Below are 16,430 nucleotides of genomic sequence, written 5' to 3' on the forward strand. Positions count from 1 at the left end.
TCCGTTTCCTCTGCCGGTCCTCTCCCGGACCCTTCTCGCGTACGCCCCGGGCCCGTCAGCGCTGGTAGCGGGCCAGCACCCTGTTCCCGTCCTCGACCAGGCGTTTCTCCAGCTCGGCACGGTCGATCGCCCCGCTGTAGTACTCCTGGAGCGCCGGCGTCGCCACCTTGTCCTTCCATTCCGGATAGCCGCGCACCGACTGGGCGGGGGCCGGACGCAGCTCACGGGCGAGCGCGGCGCCCGTCGCCCAGCCGTCCTTCGCGACGCGCAGGGACGGGTCCTCGATCGCCTCCGTACCCGTCGGCAGCATCCAGTCGCCCTTCGCCAGTCGCACCATGTTGTCCGGCTGGAGCAGGAAGTCGATGAACCTCACCGCCTCCCTCTTGTGCGGGCTGTCCTGGGCGATGGAGAGGGTCTGCGGACTCACCCCCTGCGCCAGGCCGTCCGTACCACCCGCCGGAGCCGGCAGTACGGTCCACTCGAAGCCCTTCGGTGCCTGCTGGATGATCTGCTGCCGGTACGAGAAGCCCAGCGGGACCATCGCGTACTTGCCGCCGAACAGGCCGGGCAGTGTGTCGGAACCGCCCATGCCGAGGGTGGCGCCCGACGCGCTCCGGTCGGTGGCGACCTGATCATGGATGGTGCCGGGGACGACCGCGTCGTCGTCGGTGAAGCGGATCGTCACCTTCCCGTCCGCGCCCCGGTGGAAGAGCTGCCCGCCGGTCGACAGGCCCAGATTGAGCGTGGCCGAGACCGGGTCCTTGAGCGGCCAGGCGACGCTGTACCTCCCGCTGCCCATCCGCTCGGTCAGCCGCTTGGCGATCAGCCGGAACTCGGGCCAGCTCCAGGGATTCCGGGCGGTCGGGATCCGCACCTCCGCGGCCTCCAGGATCTTCTTGTTGGCGATCAGGACGCGCGGTTCCTGGAGGAACGGCACACCGTAGACACCGTCCCCGAAGGTCGCCGTCTCCCAACTGCTCTGTGGGATGTCCCGCTTGAGCCGGTCCGGCAGCAAGCCGCTCAGGTCGGCGAGACGGCCGCCGTACGCGAAGTCCGCGAGGTCGTCGGAGGCGTCGTGGATGATGTCCGGCGCCTCACCGCCCTCGAACGAGGTGAGCAGCTGGTCGTGGACGCTGTCCCAGCTGCCCTGGACGTACTCGACCCGGACGTCCGGATGCGACGCGTTCCACTCCTCCACCAGTTCCTTGTTGATCCGCACCGACTCGTCCTGCCAGGCCAGGGACTGGAAGCGCAGCGTGATCCGGCCGGGCGGGGATTCGCCGCCACCGACGGAGCAGCCACCGAGGAGCAGGGCGAGGACGAGGGCGACAACAGTGGCGGCCATGGCCGCGAGACGGGAGCGTGTCGGCGGTGTCCGCATCAGCTCTTCACCGCCCCGGCCAGCATTCCGCCCGTGATCCGGCGCTGGATGAGCGCGAAGACGACGAGCGAGGGCAGCGTCGCGAGGAACGCGGCGGCGGCGAGCGGCCCGAGATCGGCGACGCCCTCCGCCCCCAGGAAGTGAGTGAGGACGACCGGCAAGGTCTGTTTCTCCGGAGTCTTGAGCAGGACGAGCGCGAAGAAGAACTCGTTCCACGCGGTGATGAACGCGAAGAGCGCCGTGGCCACGATGCCGGGGGCCAGCAGCGGGGCGGTGACCGAGACGAGCGTACGGAGGCGGCCCGCGCCGTCCACCGCCGCGGCCTCCTCCAACTCGGCCGGCAGGGCCCGTACATACCCGGTCAGCATCCAGAGCGCGAACGGCAGCGCCCACACGACGTACACCATGACCAGCCCGGCGAGGGTGTTGATCAGATGGAGGTTCTTGAGGACCAGGAAGAGCGGAATGATCACCAGCACGAACGGGAACGCCTGGCTGACCACCACCCAGCCGGTGGCCGCCGCCGCGAGTCTGCCGCGCCGGCGGGCCATCACATAGGCCATGGGGGTCGCGATGACGACGGCGATCAGGGCGGTGGAGAGGGCGACCAGCAGGCTGTTGCCCGCGGCGTGCAGCAGCGGCTGTTCGTCGAAAGCCTGCCGGAAATTGCCGAGCGTCGGGTGGTCCGGGATCCAGGTGGGGTGGAGGCTGCCCAGCTCCTGGGCCGGTTTGAAGGCCGTGGAGATCAGCCAGAGGAACGGGACGGCGAGAAAGACGAGGTAGCACAGGAGCGCGGCATACTGTCCGGCGCGCGCAGGCCGCCCGGTGCGAAGGCTCATCGCTCGGCCCCTTCCCCGAGCCGCCCGACGAGATGGAGCGCGAGGAGCACCGAGACCACCGCCACCATGACGCAGCCCATGGCGGCGGCGTAGCCGAACTGGCCGTAGCGGAAGGCCTCTTCGTATGCGAAGAGCATGGGCAGGCGGGTACGGCCGCCGGGCCCGCCGTTGGTCAGCACATAGACCAGGGCGAAGGAGTTGAAGCTCCAGATGAAGTTGAGCGCCGTGATGGCCAGCGCGACCGGTCTGAGCGCGGGCCAGGTGACCGTACGGAACCGGCGCCAGGCGCCTGCGCCGTCGAGCGCGGCGGCCTCGTGCAGTTCCTGCGGGGTGTTCTGGAGTCCGGCCAGCAGGGCGACGGTGGTCTGCGGCATCCCGGCCCAGACACCGACGACGATCACCGCGGGCAGGGCGGTGGCCAGTCCGGTGAGCCAGTCCCGTCCTTCCCCGAGGCCCAGATCGCGGATCGTCTCGTTGAGGATTCCGGCGTCGGCGTTGTAGACGAGCCGCCACATGATGCCGACGACCACCTCGGGCATGGCCCAGGGGATGATCGCGAGGGCGCGGGCCACCCAGCGGAACCGGAGGTTCTCGTTGAGCAGCAGGGCGAGACCGAGCGCGAGCACGAACTGCGGCACGGTCACCCCGACCGCCCACAGCAGGCCGATCCCGAACGAGTCCCAGAAGAGCGTGTCGTGGGCCAGATCCTGGAAGTTCAGCGTCCCGATCCACCGGGTCGGGTCGGTACGGCCCGACTGCGCGTCGGTGAAGGCCAGCAGGATGCCGTAGAGCAGCGGGCCGACACTGAGCACCAGGATCGGGATCAGCGCGGGCAGCACCAGGAACCACGCGCCGTGGTCCATGGCCCGTCCGGGCCGCGCTCTCCCGGAGGCTTTCCCCGAGCGCCCCGTGCCCGGACGCCGGGCACCGGACCGTCCCGGCCCGGACCGCTCGCCGTCGGGCGGTTCTTCGCCGGGCCGCTCCGTCTCGGTCGCCGATGTCACGGATTCGACTCCTTCGGGCGGCTTGTCCTGGTGAAGGCCGCCCCGGCGGCCTTCGTCATCGTGCTGACGCCCCCTCGGTTCGTCAAGCGGGCGTGCGGGGGTGCGAGACTTTGGCGGTTGAGTGCAACCACCGGACGTAAGTGAGAGCCATCGATGGACGAGGCGCGGGCGCGGGAGATTCTGGCCGGGGCGGGCCTGCCGTACGACGCGGAGCTGCTGGCCCTGGGGGAGAACGCGGTCTTCGAGGCGGGCGAACTGGTCGTCAAGATCGGCCGGGACGCGACCGCCCATCCCGAACTGCTGGCCCGCGCGCGGCACGAGGTCGCCCTCGCCTCCTGGCTCGCGGAGTGCGGCATTCCGGCCGTACGGGCCGCGGAGCCCGAGGCACGGTCGGTGGACGGCCACCCCGTGTCGCTCTGGCACCGGCTGCCGAAGGCCACCCGGCCGGCCGCGGCCGGCGATCTGGCGTCCCTGCTCCGTCTCGTACACGCACTGCCCACCCCCTCGTTCCCCCTCCCGCGTCGCGAGTTGCTCGGCGGGGTCGAGCGCTGGCTGCGGATCGCGGGCGACGCGATCGACCCGGCCGACGCCGACTACCTGCGCGGTCGCAGGGACAGCTTCGCCGAGGCCTCGGCCACGCTCGTCCCGCACCTGCCCCCGGGCCCGATCCATGGCGACGCGCTGCCGCGCAACGTCCATGTCGGCCCGGACGGCCCCGTCCTGGTCGACCTGGAGACCTTCTCCTCGGACTTCCGCGAACACGACCTGGTGGTGATGGCCCTCTCCCGCGACCGGTACGGCCTGCCCGCCGAGGCGTACGACACCTTCACCGCGACCTACGGCTGGGACGTACGCGAGTGGCCCGGCTGCCCGGTCCTGCGGGGCGCCCGCGAAACGGCGAGCTGCGCCTGGGTGGCCCAGCACGCCCCGGCCAACCCCAAGGCCCTCGACGAGTTCCGCCGCAGGGTCGCCTCGCTGCGGAACGACGACGCCGAGGTCCGCTGGTACCCCTTCTGACCGGACCTGACCGGAGGACCGTCCCGCCCGGCGGCGCGGGCGCGGCTCTACGGCTGAATGGCTCTCGGGCGTCCTACCGCACGCTGGACGGCACCGGCTCGCGCAGCGGCCACCCCGCGTCGATCACCGCGTCCGCGTTGCCCTTCTTCCGCAGGAACTCCTGGAAGTCCGCCGCCCAGTCCGCGTACCAGTCGACCTGACGCTCATGCAGCTCGGCCGGGGCCAGCGCCGCCACCGAGGCATGGCGCTCGGCTATCGCGGCCCCCACCCGGACGGCCGCCAGGGCGTCCGCCCCCGCGTCGTGCGCCGTGTCGAGCACCACGCCGTACTCCGCGCAGACCGCTTCCAGCGTGCGCTTGCCGCGGCGGTAGCGGTCGACGGCGCGGTCGATGGTGTAGGGGTCGATCACCGGCCCGACCGATTCGAGCGGCGGCAAGCCGTGCCTGCGCAGCTCCGCGGAGAGCAGCGTCAGATCGAACGGCGCGTTGTACACCACGACGGGCACCCCACGCGCCCAGTATCCGGAGAGGACTTGCGCGATCTCGGCGACCACGTCACGGGCCGGGCGCCCCTCCGCCGCCGCCCGCTCGCTGCTGATGCCGTGGACCGCGGACGCCTGGGCGGGGATCCGGATGCCCGGGTCGGCGAGCCAGGTCTGCTGCCGTATCACCTCGCCGCCCCGGACCTCGACCACCGCGGCGGTCACGATCCGCGCCTCCAGCGGCTCCGTGCCGGTCGTCTCCAGGTCGAATCCGGCCAGCGGTTCACCGTGCCAAGTCATCATGCCCCTCCCTCATGGTTCGGTGGCGCTTCCCCCGTCGTGGTACGGCGGTGCTTCCCCCGTTGGACATTCACCCTGCCACGCGCCACTGACAACGCCGCTCGCGCCCGCGACGCCACGTCCCGGGGCCGGCCGCCGATTACGGGTCAGGAGACCGGCCGGGAGTCCGTCCAGACCGACTCGAACTCCTCACGGTAGGTCTGGAAGAGCCCGTGCTCCGGTTCCTGCCCGGAGCGCACCACCCCGCGCCCGCCGCCCCGCAGCACCAGCACCGGCGCCTCCATGCCCCGGGCCCGGCGCAGATACGACTGGACGACGGCCAGGCCGTCGGAGCCGTCCCCGTCCACGAGGTACGCGGTGAAGCGCGGAGTCTCGTCGAACACATGGATCTCGAAGGCGCCCGGATCGCGCAGTCGCGAGCGCACCCGGCGCATGTGGAGGATGTTCATCTCCACCGAGCGGCTCAGCTCGCCCTTCTTGAGTCCCAGCTCGCGTTCACGGCGTTTGACCGCGCTGCTCGCCGGGTTGAGGAAGATCAGGCGTATCCGGCAGCCCGATTCGGCCAGCCGGATCAGCCGCCGTCCCGAGAAGTTCTGGACGAGCAGATTCAGTCCGATGCCGATCGCGTCGACGCGCCGGGCCCCGCCGAAGAGGTCCTCGGCCGGGATCTGCCGTTGCAGCCGGACCCGGTCGGGGTGGACGGAGACCACATCCGCGTACCGGTCGCCGACCAGGTCCTCCACCGCGTCCACTCGCAGCCGCGACCCGGACGGCACCCCGCTGCCGCCGCCCAGGATCTCCAGCAGCCGGGCCGAGGCCCGTTCCGCCTGGGCGAGGACCGTCTCGGAGAGCGCGCGGTTGCGGGAGACGACATTGCGCGCGACCTCCAGCTCGTCCAGCGCCAGTTCCACATCGCGACGGTCGTCGAAATAGGGTTCGAAGCAGGGCCAGTGCTGGACCATCAGCTCCCGCAGCTGCGGGAGGGTGAGGAAGCTCAGGACGTTGTCGTCGGCCGGGTCGAGGAGATAGCCCTTGCGGCGCGACACCTCCCGTACGGCGACGGCGCGCTGCACCCATTCCTGCCCGGCGGGCCCGGCGGCGGCGACCACCCATTCCTCGCCGTGCACGGGTTCGTAGATGGGCTGGAGCACCGCGGCGACGACCGCGCGCAGCCGCTGCTCCACCAGATTCAGCCAGATATAGGCCCGTCCGGCCCGCTGCGCGCGCGTACGGACTTCGCTCCAGGCGTCGGCGCCCCAGTCCAGCTCCGCCCCGATCTCCATCGGTCGCGCGAGCGAGACCGCTCCGGGCGGAATATCGCCGGAGTCCCCCGCATGACCTGCGTCACCAGGGGGCAACTCCAGCCCTCCCGAGCTCACTCGCGCACCGCCTTCTCCCACCCCTTCAACGATCAAGGAAGGGTACTCCGCCGAGCGGAGGCGGTGCAGCCTGATGCACCGGCTTCTTTCTCAACTCCCTTGCCGAGGGGGCTTGTTCTCGGCGCCGAGTTCAACCGGAGTGAGTTGATTCATAGTGATTACGCCTGGTACGCGCCGGGTCTCCGCGCTCTTTCGGGACCTCCGCCCCGAGCCCACCACCCGGGCGACGGCCCGGAACGCGAAGTTGACCCCGGTGCCGGCGAGCCGCCCCGGACAAGAAGCGGCAAGAACCCATCGGGTTCCTAGGTGGTTGCCCTTCTTTCGGGGAAGATCTGGCCCAAGAGCCCCGCAGCACCCGGATCAGAAGTGGAAGAGTCATATCTATGCAGGTCTGGCCGGGACAGACGTATCCCCTCGGTGCCACGTACGACGGCGCCGGGACCAACTTCGCGGTCTACTCAGAGGCCGCCCACCGAATCGAGTTGTGCCTGCTGCACGACGACGGTTCAGAAACGGCGGTGGAGCTGCGCGAGACGGACGCCTTCGTACGACATGCCTATCTGCCGGGCATCATGCCTGGTCAGCGCTATGGCTTCCGCGCCCATGGACCGTACGAACCGGAGCGGGGGCAGCGCTGCAACTCCGCCAAACTGCTACTCGATCCGTACGCACGTGCGATCAGCGGCAGAATCGAATGGGGTGAGTCGGTCTACGGCTACCACTTCGGCAGGCCGGACTCCCGCAATGACATGGACTCCGCACCGCACACGATGACCTCGGTCGTCGTCAATCCGTACTTCGACTGGGGGGACGATCGTCTACCGCGTACGGACTATCACCGTACGGTGCTCTACGAAGCCCATGTGAAGGGCCTGACGATGCTCCATCCGGCCCTCCCCGAGGAGCTGCGCGGCACGTACGCCGGGCTCGCGCATCCCGCCGTGATCGAGCATCTGACGGAGCTGGGCGTCACCGCGCTGGAGCTGATGCCGGTGCACCAGTTCGTCAACGACCACCGGCTGGTGGACGCCGGCCTCAGTAATTACTGGGGCTACAACACGATCGGCTTCTTCGCCCCGCACAACACCTACGCGTCCTGGGGCGACCGGGGCGAGCAGGTCCTGGAGTTCAAACAGGCCGTACGGGCGCTGCACCAGGCCGGGATCGAGGTCATCCTCGACGTCGTCTACAACCACACGGCCGAGGGCAACCATCTCGGCCCGACCCTCTCCTTCCGGGGCCTCGACAACACGCAGTACTACCGGCTCGGCGAGAACCCGCGGTACTACACGGACACCACGGGGACCGGGAACTCGCTGCTCATGCGCAGCCCGCACGTGCTCCAGCTGATCATGGACTCGCTGCGCTACTGGGTGACCGAGATGCATGTCGACGGCTTCCGCTTCGACCTCGCGGCGACGCTGGCCCGCCAGTTCCACGAGGTGGACCGGCTGTCGTCGTTCTTCGACCTGGTGCAGCAGGACCCGGTGGTCAGCCAGGTGAAGCTGATCGCCGAGCCCTGGGACGTGGGCGAGGGCGGCTATCAGGTGGGGAACTTCCCGCCGCTGTGGACCGAGTGGAACGGCAAATACCGCGACACCGTACGGGACCTGTGGCGGGGCGAACCGAGGACGCTGGCGGAGTTCGCGTCCCGGCTCACGGGCTCGTCCGACCTGTACCAGGACGACGGGCGCCGGCCGCTGGCCTCCATCAACTTCACCACCTGCCACGACGGCTTCACCCTGCACGACCTGGTCTCGTACAACGAGAAGCACAACGAGGCCAACGCCGAGGGCAACCGGGACGGCGAGAGCCACAACCGGTCCTGGAACTGCGGAGTGGAGGGCGAGAGCGACGATCCCGAGATCATCGAGTTGCGCAACCGCCAGATGCGGAACTTCATCGCGACGCTGATGCTGTCGCAGGGGGTGCCGATGCTCAGCCACGGCGACGAGTTCTCCCGTACGCAGGGCGGCAACAACAACGGGTACTGCCAGGACAGCGAGGTCTCCTGGGTCCACTGGCCCGAGCCGGGCGCGGAGACCGACAAGGGCATGCTGGCCTTCACCCAGTCGATGGTGTGGCTGCGGCGCGACCATCCGGTGTTCCGGCGCAGGCGCTTCTTCCACGGCCGTCCGGTGGAGGGCACACACGACGACCTGTCGGACATCTCGTGGTTCACGCCGGAGGGCGACGAGATGACCCAGCAGGACTGGCAGGCGGCGCACGCCAAGGCCATGACGGTCTTCCTGAACGGTGGTGCCATCTCGGAACCGGGGCCGCGCGGTGAGCGGATCTCGGACGACTCGTTCCTGCTGATGTTCAACGCGAGCGCCGAGGAGCTGGAGTTCGTGGTGCCGGTGAATCACGGCCGGGAATGGCAGGTCATGGTGGACACGGCCCGCCCGGAGGGAGTGGTACGGGGACAGGGGGAGAAGGTCGACGCGGGTGAGCGGCTCAAGATGATCGGTCGCAGTATGACGGTGCTGATGCGTCCGGCGTAGACGATTTGGTACGGCGGGGTGGCGAACCCTGGAATGCGGCGCGGGGGCAGGGGCCGGGAAATCCGGTTGCCACGCCGCCTCGCCGGTGGTCCAGTGACCGGATGGATCATGACGCGGTACTGGCGCTGTTCGACCGGGAGATGCGACGGGACGCGCGGGACGACGGCTCCGGTGCCCGGGTCGAACGGGCCGGTGCCGTCGTACGCCAGGTCGGCGCAGCCCACGACTGGAACGGCGTGCTCTGGTCGGACCTGGACGACGGCACGGCGGCGTCGGAAATCGCCGCGCAGGTCGAGTATTTCGCCTCGCTCGGACATGGCTTCGAGTGGAAGCTGTACGCGCACGACCGCCCCGACGACCTGGCGGCGCGGCTCTCGGCGGCCGGGTTCGCGCCCGAGCCCTCCGAGGCGCTGATGGTCGCGGAGACCACCGGTCTGCCGACCGGCATCGAGCTGCCCGAGGGCGTACGGCTGCTTCCCGTGACCGACGCGGCGGGCGTGGCTCTCGTCGCGGACGTTCATGAGCGGGCGTTCGGCTCGGACAGCACCCGGCTGAGGGACCGGCTGTCGGCCCAGCTGTCCCAGGCTCCCGACACGGTCTGCGCGGTCGTCGCCATGGCGGACGGCAGACCGGTGAGCGCGGCCCGGATGGAGCTGCCGCCGGGCGCGCGGTTCGCCGGGCTGTGGGGCGGAGGCACGGTGGCGCAGTGGCGCGGCCGGGGCATCTACCGCGCCCTGATCGCCCAACGGGCCCGGATCGCCGCCGCCCGCGGCTACCGCTACCTCCAGGTGGACGCGTCGGACGAGAGCCGCCCGATCCTGGAGCGGCTGGGCTTCACGGTGCTGAGCACGACAACGCCGTACGTGTACGAGTGCCGGTGACGACGATGGCGAACAGGGTCCCCGAGGCGGGAAGGGACAGCTCCCTCAGAACCGGAAGAGGCGAGCGCGGGGGGGGCGAAACGGACAAGCGCGCCGGAGCCTCCCGCCCGCCGTGCCCGTACGCGTGAGTCGATGAGGCAGAAGCCACTGAGCTGGGTACGTACGATCGTATGACGCCCACCGCGACGTACCGGCTCCAGCTCCAGCCTGACTTCACCTTCTCGGCCGCCGCGAAAGTGGTGCCGTATCTCGCGGCGCTCGGGGTCTCGCATCTGCATCTGTCGCCGGTCCTGGAGGCCGTGCCGGGTTCGGCGCACGGCTACGACGTCGTCGACCACGCGTCCGTCCGGGCCGAGCTGGGCGGTGAACAGGCGCTGCGGCGGCTGGCCGGCACCGCCCGTGAGTACGGTCTCGGACTCGTCCTCGACATCGTGCCCAACCACATGGCCGCGGCGCCCCCGCACAACAAGGCGCTGTGGGACGTGCTGCGCGAGGGTCGCGACTCGCCGTACGCCCGCTGGTTCGACATCGACTGGGAGGCGGGCGGCGGCCAGATGCTGCTGCCCGTGCTCCCGGCCCCCCTCGGGGACGAACTGGGCGCGCTGCGCGTCGCGGACGGCATGCTGCACCACGGCGACCAGCGGTTCCCGCTCGCGGCCGGTACTGCGCACCTTCCGCTTCCGGCGCTGCTCGACGCCCAGCACTACCGGCTCGCCTGGTGGCGGCTGGCCCGTACCGAGCTAAACTACCGGCGCTTCTTCACCATCCCCGAGCTGATCGGCGTACGCGTCGAGGACCCGGAGGTCTTCGCCGCCACCCATGCCAAGATCCTCGAGCTGGTACGGGACGGCGTCGTCGAGGGGCTGCGCGTCGACCATCCCGACGGGCTCGCCGACCCGCAGGAGTATCTGCGCCGGCTCAACGAGGCGACGGGCGGCGACTGCTGGACGGTCGTGGAGAAGATCCTCGCCGACGACGAGCCCCTGCCCGCCGGCTGGCCGGTCGCCGGCACCACCGGATATGACGCGCTGCGCCATATCGACGGGGTGTTCACGGACCCGGCGGGCGCCGCGGCGCTGGAGGCGCGCTACCGCGATGTCACGGGCCCTGTCGGCGACCGGGGCGGCTACTGGGAGGGAACGGTTCGCCGGGCCGCGTACAAGGTGGTCATCCACGAACTGGCCGCCGAGACCGCCTTCCTCGTCCGTACGGCGGGGCGCGTCTGTGCCGCCGACCCCGCGCTGCGCGACCACGCCCCCTGGGCACTGCGCACGGCGATCCAGGAACTGCTGGTGCGCGTCCCCGTCTACCGTCCGTACACGACGGCGGGCGGCCCCTGCCCCAAGGCCGCGGAGGCGGCGGTCTCCGAGGAGGCGGTCCGGCAGGCGAAGGCCGCGTTCACGGTGGAGCAGGAGGCCAGGGCCGTCGACGTGGTGCGGGAGCTGGCGCTCGGCAGGCTCGGTACGGGCCCGGACCAGACCGCGTTCTGCGCGCGCTTCGCCCAGACCGCGTCCGCGCTGCGCGCCAAGTCCGTCGAGGACACGGCGTTCTACCGTTATGTGCCGCTGATCAGCGCGAACGAGGTGGGCGGCGATCCGGGAAGTCCCGCGGTGAGTCCGGAGCGGTTCCACACGTACTGCGCCCGGCTGGCGCGCGACTGGCCGTCCACCGGCACCGTACTGACCACGCACGACACCAAGCGCAGCGCGGACGTACGGGCCGCGATCGCCGTCCTGTCCGAATGCCCGGAGCGCTGGGACCAGTTGCTGGAACGGGTGGCCGGGGTGGTGGCGCCGGATCCCCAGCTGGCCTGGCAGGCGTGGCAGACGGCGGTGGGCTTCACGCCGTACGGCGAGAGCGGGCAGAGCGGTGCTCCCGACGGAGAGCGGATGGTGCCCGCGCTGCTGAAGTCCGTACGGGAGGCGGGCCTGCACACCAGCTGGACGGAGGCCGATCCGCTGTACGAGCAGGCGGTGGCCGACTTCGTCGCAGCCGGCCCGGCCGGGCCGGGCCGGCGGACGGTCGCGGCGTTCAACCGCGGACTGGGTCCGTACGCACGGGCCAGTGCCCTGGGCGCGGCGCTGGTGCAGCTGACGATGCCGGGGGTGCCCGACCTCTACCAGGGCACGGAGCGGGAGTATTTCGCGCTGGTGGACCCGGACAACCGGCGGCCGTTCAGGACAGGACCGCCCGACGAGAAGACGGTGGTGACGACGGCGGCGCTGCGGCTGCGCGCTGAGCGGCCGAAGGTGTTCAGCGAGTCGGGAACGTACACCCCGCTGTACCCGACGGGACCGGCCGCCGCACACTGCCTGGCCTTCTGCCGCACGGGCGAGGTGATCACGGCCGTCACCCGGCTGCCGCTGCGGCTGGCGGAGGCGGGCGGCTGGGCGGGTACGGAGCTGACGCTGCCGGAGGGGCGGTGGGCGGATCTGCTGGCGTCACCGGGTCGGGAGTTCGAGGGCGGTGCGGGCGGCGGTCCGGTGGACCTGGCCCTGCTGTTCGCGGAGCGTCCGGTGGCGCTGCTCAGCCGTCAGGGCTGATGGTCGCACGGCCCGTACGACTGGATCCGCCACCGGCGGTGGTCCTACTTGGCCGAGTGTGCGGAGAGCCGGAAGCTCATCTCCCCGAAGCTGACCATGTCGCCGTCCCGCACCACGACCGTCGCGATCACCCGCCGCCCGTTGACGGTCGTGCCGTTGGTCGAGCCGAGGTCGCGCAGGATCCACTGCCCGCCCTTCGTGGTCAGTTCGGCGTGCACCCGCGAGACGGTGTCATGGCTGAGCCGCAGCCCGTTCATCGGGTCGCGGCCGATCCTCAGCGCGTACGGACCGGGCTCGGGCAGCAGCAGTTTCGGCAGCCGCTCGGACTGCCAGGCCCTGCGCAGCCGTGACGAGAACGCCGATATCCGGCCCACCGTCCCGAACACCCGCCGCGACCAAGGGCTTTCGGTCTCCAGGTCCGCGGTGAGCATCTGCAGTTCGTCGCTCTGGCGGGCGACCAGCGCCAGATCCATCCGGCGCAAGAAGGTGTCGTGCGACAGCTTGCCCTGCGCCGCGCCTTCCCTGAGTACCGCGAGGACACGGTCGCGCTCGGCGTCGGAAGGCCGCGCGGGATACGTGGAGAACTCGAAGAAGGACGTCACGGAGCTGATTGTCCGTCGGACGGCCCTGAGGTGTCCAGACGGTTCGTGGTCGCCGCCCGTTCACCGCACTACCCGGATCACCTCGCCGTCGCCGCCCGCCCGGCCGGCCGGGACCCTCCGGCCGCTCTTTCGACCGTCCCTCCGGTCGCCTCCGCAGCGCCCGCCGGAAATTCCGGGCGCAGCCGTTTACAGAGTCGCCGGGCGGCGCTACGTTCCGAAATGGGAGCGCTCCCATCTCCCGGTTGTCATGATCACGCCGAAGGGACTCGCGCGATGACACGCCCCCCACTGCGGTGGTTACACCCCCACAGAGCCGTACTCCTCGCCCTGCTGGCCGTTCTCCCCGCCCTCCTGCTGGTCTTCACCAGCGGTGAACCCTCCTCCGCCCACGGAACGCCCATGCAACCCGCCAGTCGCACCTTCATGTGCTGGCGCGACGGTCTCAGCAGCACCGGCGAGATCAAACCCATCAACCCCGCCTGCAAGGCAGCCGTCGCGGAGAGCGGCACCACCCCCCTCTACAACTGGTTCTCCGTGCTGCGCTCCGACGGCGCCGGCCGCACCGAGGGCTTCATCCCCGACGGCCAGCTGTGCAGCGGCGGCAACACCACGTTCTCCGGCTTCAACAAGGCCAGGAACGACTGGCCGCTGACCCACCTGACCTCGGGCGCGTCGCTCGACTTCTCGTACAACGCCTGGGCCGCGCACCCTGGTTGGTTCTACGTGTACGTCACGAAGAACGGCTTCGACCCGACCGCGACCTTCGGCTGGGACGACCTGGAGGACCAGCCCTTCCTGACCGTCGACCATCCCTCGGTCACCGGCCAGGTCGGCACTGTGGAGGGCGCGTACAAATGGAAGGGCACGCTGCCCAGCGGCAAGACCGGCCGCCACATGATCTACATGGTGTGGCAGCGCTCGGACAGCAACGAGACCTTCTACAGCTGCTCCGACGTGGTCTTCGACGGCGGCAAGGGCGAAGTGACCGGTGTGGGTGAGCCCGGCGACTCGACCGAACCGCCCACGGACCCCACGGCCACCTGCACCGCCACCCGTCGGACCACCGGCTCCTGGTCGGGCGGCTATCAGGCCGAGATCACGGTGAAGAACACCGGCGCCAACCCGATCCTCGGCTGGATGGTCGACTTCGCCCTGCCCGCCGGCCAGAAGGTCGACAGCGTCTGGAACGGCAGCGCCACGTACAGCGGCCTGCAGGTGATGGTGCACAACACCGACTGGAACGGCTCACTGGCGGCCGGTGCCTCCACCACCTTCGGCTATGTCGCGTCCGGCGGCCCACCGGACACCGCCACCGCACCGCCCTGCACGGTCCACTGACCCTCGTCCACCCGTCCCGTCCACCGATCCCGGCACCCCCATCGGGTGCCGGGCCGGGCCCGGCCCACCGCTCCCACCCCCACCCGGAGCGGCGGGCCGGGTCTCCTCCTCGGCCCCTGCGTCCGGCAGGTCCACGTATCCGGCCGGTCCATGCCTCCGGCCGCGCGGCGGCACGCGGATGTATCCGCTGATTCACCGTGATCACCGGGCCCCCGACCGCCTCTCTTGTCACCATGGGAGGGACAGTGCGGATGACAGGGCCGACGACAAGGGGGAACCACCCGTGCAGTTCGAGGTGTGGGCACCGCAGGCGCGGGAGCAGGTCGTACTCCATCTGCCGCAAAGCGGCCCCCCGGAAAGCGACCCGTCGCGAGGCGGCCCCCCGGAGGACGGCTCGCAGGCGCCCGCCCCGGCCGACAGCGGGCCGCCGGCCCCCGGCGAGCACGCCACCCGGCCCATGGAGCCCGATCCCGAGCGGCCGGGCTGGTGGACCGCCGAGGCGCCCGCCGGTGACGGGACGCGGTACGGCTTCGCGCTCGACGGCGGCCCCGTACTCCCCGATCCGCGCTCCCGCCGCCAGCCGGACGGGCCGGACGGCACGAGCGCCGTCGTCGACCGGACCGCGTACGAGTGGCGCGTCCCGTGGCCGGGCCGGGACCTGCCCGGCGCGGTCCTCTACGAGCTGCACATCGGCACCTTCACCCACGAGGGCACCCTCGACGCGGCGGCGGCGCGGCTCGCCCCGCTGGCCGAGCTGGGGATCACCCATGTCGAACTGATGCCGGTGTGCCCGTTCCCCGGCACCCACGGGTGGGGGTACGAGGGGGTGTCGCTGTGGGCGGTCCACGAGCCCTACGGCGGGCCCGAGGCGCTCAAGCGCTTTGTCGACATCGCGCACGGTCTGGGCCTCGGCGTCGTCCTCGACGTGGTCCACAACCATCTCGGCCCGGCCGGCAACTACCTGCCACGCTTCGGCCCGTACTTCACGGACACCCACCACACCCCCTGGGGCGCCGCGGTCAACCTCGACGCCCCCGGCTCCGACGAGGTGCGCGCGTATCTCCTCGGCAGCGCGCTCGCCTGGCTGCGGGACTTCCGGCTGGACGGGCTGCGGCTCGACGCCGTACACGCCCTCGCCGACCACCGCGCGCTGACCTTCCTCGAAGAACTGTCGACGGCCGTCGACTCCCTCTCCGCCGATCTGGGCCGGCCGCTCTTCCTGATCGCCGAATCCGACCTCGGTGACCCGCGCACCACCACACCCCGCGCGCAGGGCGGCCTCGGGATCCACGCCCAGTGGAACGACGACTTCCACCACGCCCTGCACACCGCCCTCACCGGCGAATCCCAGGGCTACTACGCCGACTTCGCCCGCGCACCGCTCGCCGCGCTCGCCAAGACCCTCACCCGCGTCTTCTTCCACGACGGGACGTATTCGACCTTCCGGGGCCGGACGCACGGCCGCCCCGTCGACCGTACGAGAACGCCCGCGCACCGTTTCCTCGGCTACTCCCAGACCCATGACCAGATCGGCAACCGCGCCCTGGGCGACCGGCTGTCGGCCACCCTCTCCCCCGGTCTGCTCGCCTGCGCCGCCGCGCTCGTACTGACCGGACCGCACACCCCGATGCTCTTCATGGGCGAGGAGTGGGGCGCCTCCACGCCCTGGCAGTTCTTCACCGACCACCCCGATCCGGTCCTCGCCGAGGCCGTACGGGCGGGCAGGCGCCGGGAGTTCGCGGCCCACGGGTGGGCCGAGGAGGACATCCCCGATCCGCAGGACCCCGCGACCCGGGAGCGCTCCTGTCTGGACCGCTCGGAGATCGCGAGGGAGCCGCAGGCACGTCTGCTGGCCTGGTACCGCGAGTTGATCGCCCTGCGCCACGACCAGGCGGACCTCTCCGATCCGGATCTGTCGGCGGTGACGGTGGCGTACGACGAGAGGGCGCGTTGGCTGGCCTACCGCAGGGGCGAGTTGCTGATCGCGGTGAATCTCTCCCAGGAGACCGGGGAGATCCCGCTGAGCCCCGGGAGCCGGGTGCTCGCCGCCTGGGAGCGGGTCGATCCGCCGGGCGAGGACGGTGTGCTGCGCTTGCCGCCGGAGTCCTGTGCCGTACTGGCCGAGGGCTGACGGCCGGCCCGCCCCAGCGGTGAGGGCGGA

Annotated in this window: 12 protein-coding genes; 6 read left to right on the top strand and 6 right to left on the bottom strand. The window is 71.0% G+C overall.

From position 1 onward, the window contains the following. Positions 1 to 55: 55 nt before the first annotated feature. Genes ACIOJD_RS19315 through ACIOJD_RS19325 form a run of 3 tightly spaced genes read right to left on the bottom strand, consistent with a single transcriptional unit; the run spans position 56 to position 3,224 of the window. Positions 56 to 1,345 carry an ABC transporter substrate-binding protein gene (locus ACIOJD_RS19315; protein WP_401914922.1) on the bottom strand — a complete coding sequence of 430 codons (1,290 nt, stop codon included), beginning with the start codon at positions 1,343 to 1,345 and terminating at the stop codon, positions 56 to 58. Positions 1,346 to 1,380: 35 nt separating this feature from the next. Continuing rightward, entirely contained in the window at positions 1,381 to 2,220 is an 840-nt protein-coding gene (locus ACIOJD_RS19320; protein ID WP_401914924.1) for a carbohydrate ABC transporter permease, read from the bottom strand. Continuing rightward, a complete protein-coding gene (locus ACIOJD_RS19325; protein WP_401914927.1) occupies positions 2,217 to 3,224 on the bottom strand; it encodes a carbohydrate ABC transporter permease in 1,008 nt (335 codons plus the stop codon). The genes ACIOJD_RS19320 and ACIOJD_RS19325 overlap by 4 nt, the downstream gene beginning before the upstream one ends. A 153-nt stretch (positions 3,225 to 3,377) precedes the next feature. Between ACIOJD_RS19325 and ACIOJD_RS19330 the strand changes: the two genes are divergently transcribed. Continuing rightward, positions 3,378 to 4,241, top strand: a complete 864-nt coding sequence (locus ACIOJD_RS19330; protein WP_401914930.1) for a phosphotransferase enzyme family protein — start codon at positions 3,378 to 3,380, stop codon at positions 4,239 to 4,241. A gap of 73 nt (positions 4,242 to 4,314) precedes the next feature. Here ACIOJD_RS19330 and ACIOJD_RS19335 read toward each other — a convergent pair whose 3' ends face one another. Continuing rightward, entirely contained in the window at positions 4,315 to 5,022 is a 708-nt protein-coding gene (locus tag ACIOJD_RS19335; RefSeq protein ID WP_401915546.1) for a 3'-5' exonuclease, read from the bottom strand. 146 nt (positions 5,023 to 5,168) lie between these two features. After that, positions 5,169 to 6,401: an SAV2148 family HEPN domain-containing protein gene (locus ACIOJD_RS19340; protein WP_401914932.1), complete on the bottom strand. Its 1,233-nt coding sequence runs from the start codon at positions 6,399 to 6,401 to the stop codon at positions 5,169 to 5,171. Between the two features lie 383 nt (positions 6,402 to 6,784). Between ACIOJD_RS19340 and glgX the strand changes: the two genes are divergently transcribed. The 3 genes from glgX (at position 6,785) to treY (ending at position 12,329) form a co-directional block, all read left to right on the top strand. Next, a complete protein-coding gene (gene glgX / locus ACIOJD_RS19345) occupies positions 6,785 to 8,905 on the top strand; it encodes a glycogen debranching protein GlgX (RefSeq protein ID WP_401914935.1) in 2,121 nt (706 codons plus the stop codon). 101 nt (positions 8,906 to 9,006) lie between these two features. Then, positions 9,007 to 9,786 carry a GNAT family N-acetyltransferase gene (locus ACIOJD_RS19350; RefSeq protein ID WP_401914938.1) on the top strand — a complete coding sequence of 260 codons (780 nt, stop codon included), beginning with the start codon at positions 9,007 to 9,009 and terminating at the stop codon, positions 9,784 to 9,786. A 170-nt stretch (positions 9,787 to 9,956) separates the two neighbouring features. Next, the gene (gene treY / locus ACIOJD_RS19355; protein WP_401914940.1) at positions 9,957 to 12,329 is read left to right on the top strand and encodes a malto-oligosyltrehalose synthase; all 2,373 of its coding nucleotides are present in this window, start codon (positions 9,957 to 9,959) and stop codon (positions 12,327 to 12,329) included. 44 nt (positions 12,330 to 12,373) lie between these two features. On the opposite strand, the gene ACIOJD_RS19360 is transcribed toward treY, so the two are convergent. Continuing rightward, positions 12,374 to 12,931 (bottom strand): DUF1707 and FHA domain-containing protein, encoded by a 558-nt coding sequence (locus ACIOJD_RS19360; protein ID WP_401914943.1) that lies wholly within the window; start codon positions 12,929 to 12,931, stop codon positions 12,374 to 12,376. Between the two features lie 273 nt (positions 12,932 to 13,204). Between ACIOJD_RS19360 and ACIOJD_RS19365 the strand changes: the two genes are divergently transcribed. Together ACIOJD_RS19365 and treZ are read left to right on the top strand one after the other, a co-directional pair. Next, positions 13,205 to 14,269 carry a lytic polysaccharide monooxygenase gene (locus ACIOJD_RS19365; RefSeq protein WP_401914944.1) on the top strand — a complete coding sequence of 355 codons (1,065 nt, stop codon included), beginning with the start codon at positions 13,205 to 13,207 and terminating at the stop codon, positions 14,267 to 14,269. Positions 14,270 to 14,552: 283 nt separating this feature from the next. Further along, the gene (treZ, locus tag ACIOJD_RS19370) at positions 14,553 to 16,400 is read left to right on the top strand and encodes a malto-oligosyltrehalose trehalohydrolase (protein WP_401914947.1); all 1,848 of its coding nucleotides are present in this window, start codon (positions 14,553 to 14,555) and stop codon (positions 16,398 to 16,400) included. Positions 16,401 to 16,430: the final 30 nt, after the last annotated feature.

It is taken from the genome of Streptomyces sp. NPDC088116 (assembly GCF_044741745.1).
In the GTDB taxonomy this organism is placed as follows: domain Bacteria; phylum Actinomycetota; class Actinomycetes; order Streptomycetales; family Streptomycetaceae; genus Streptomyces.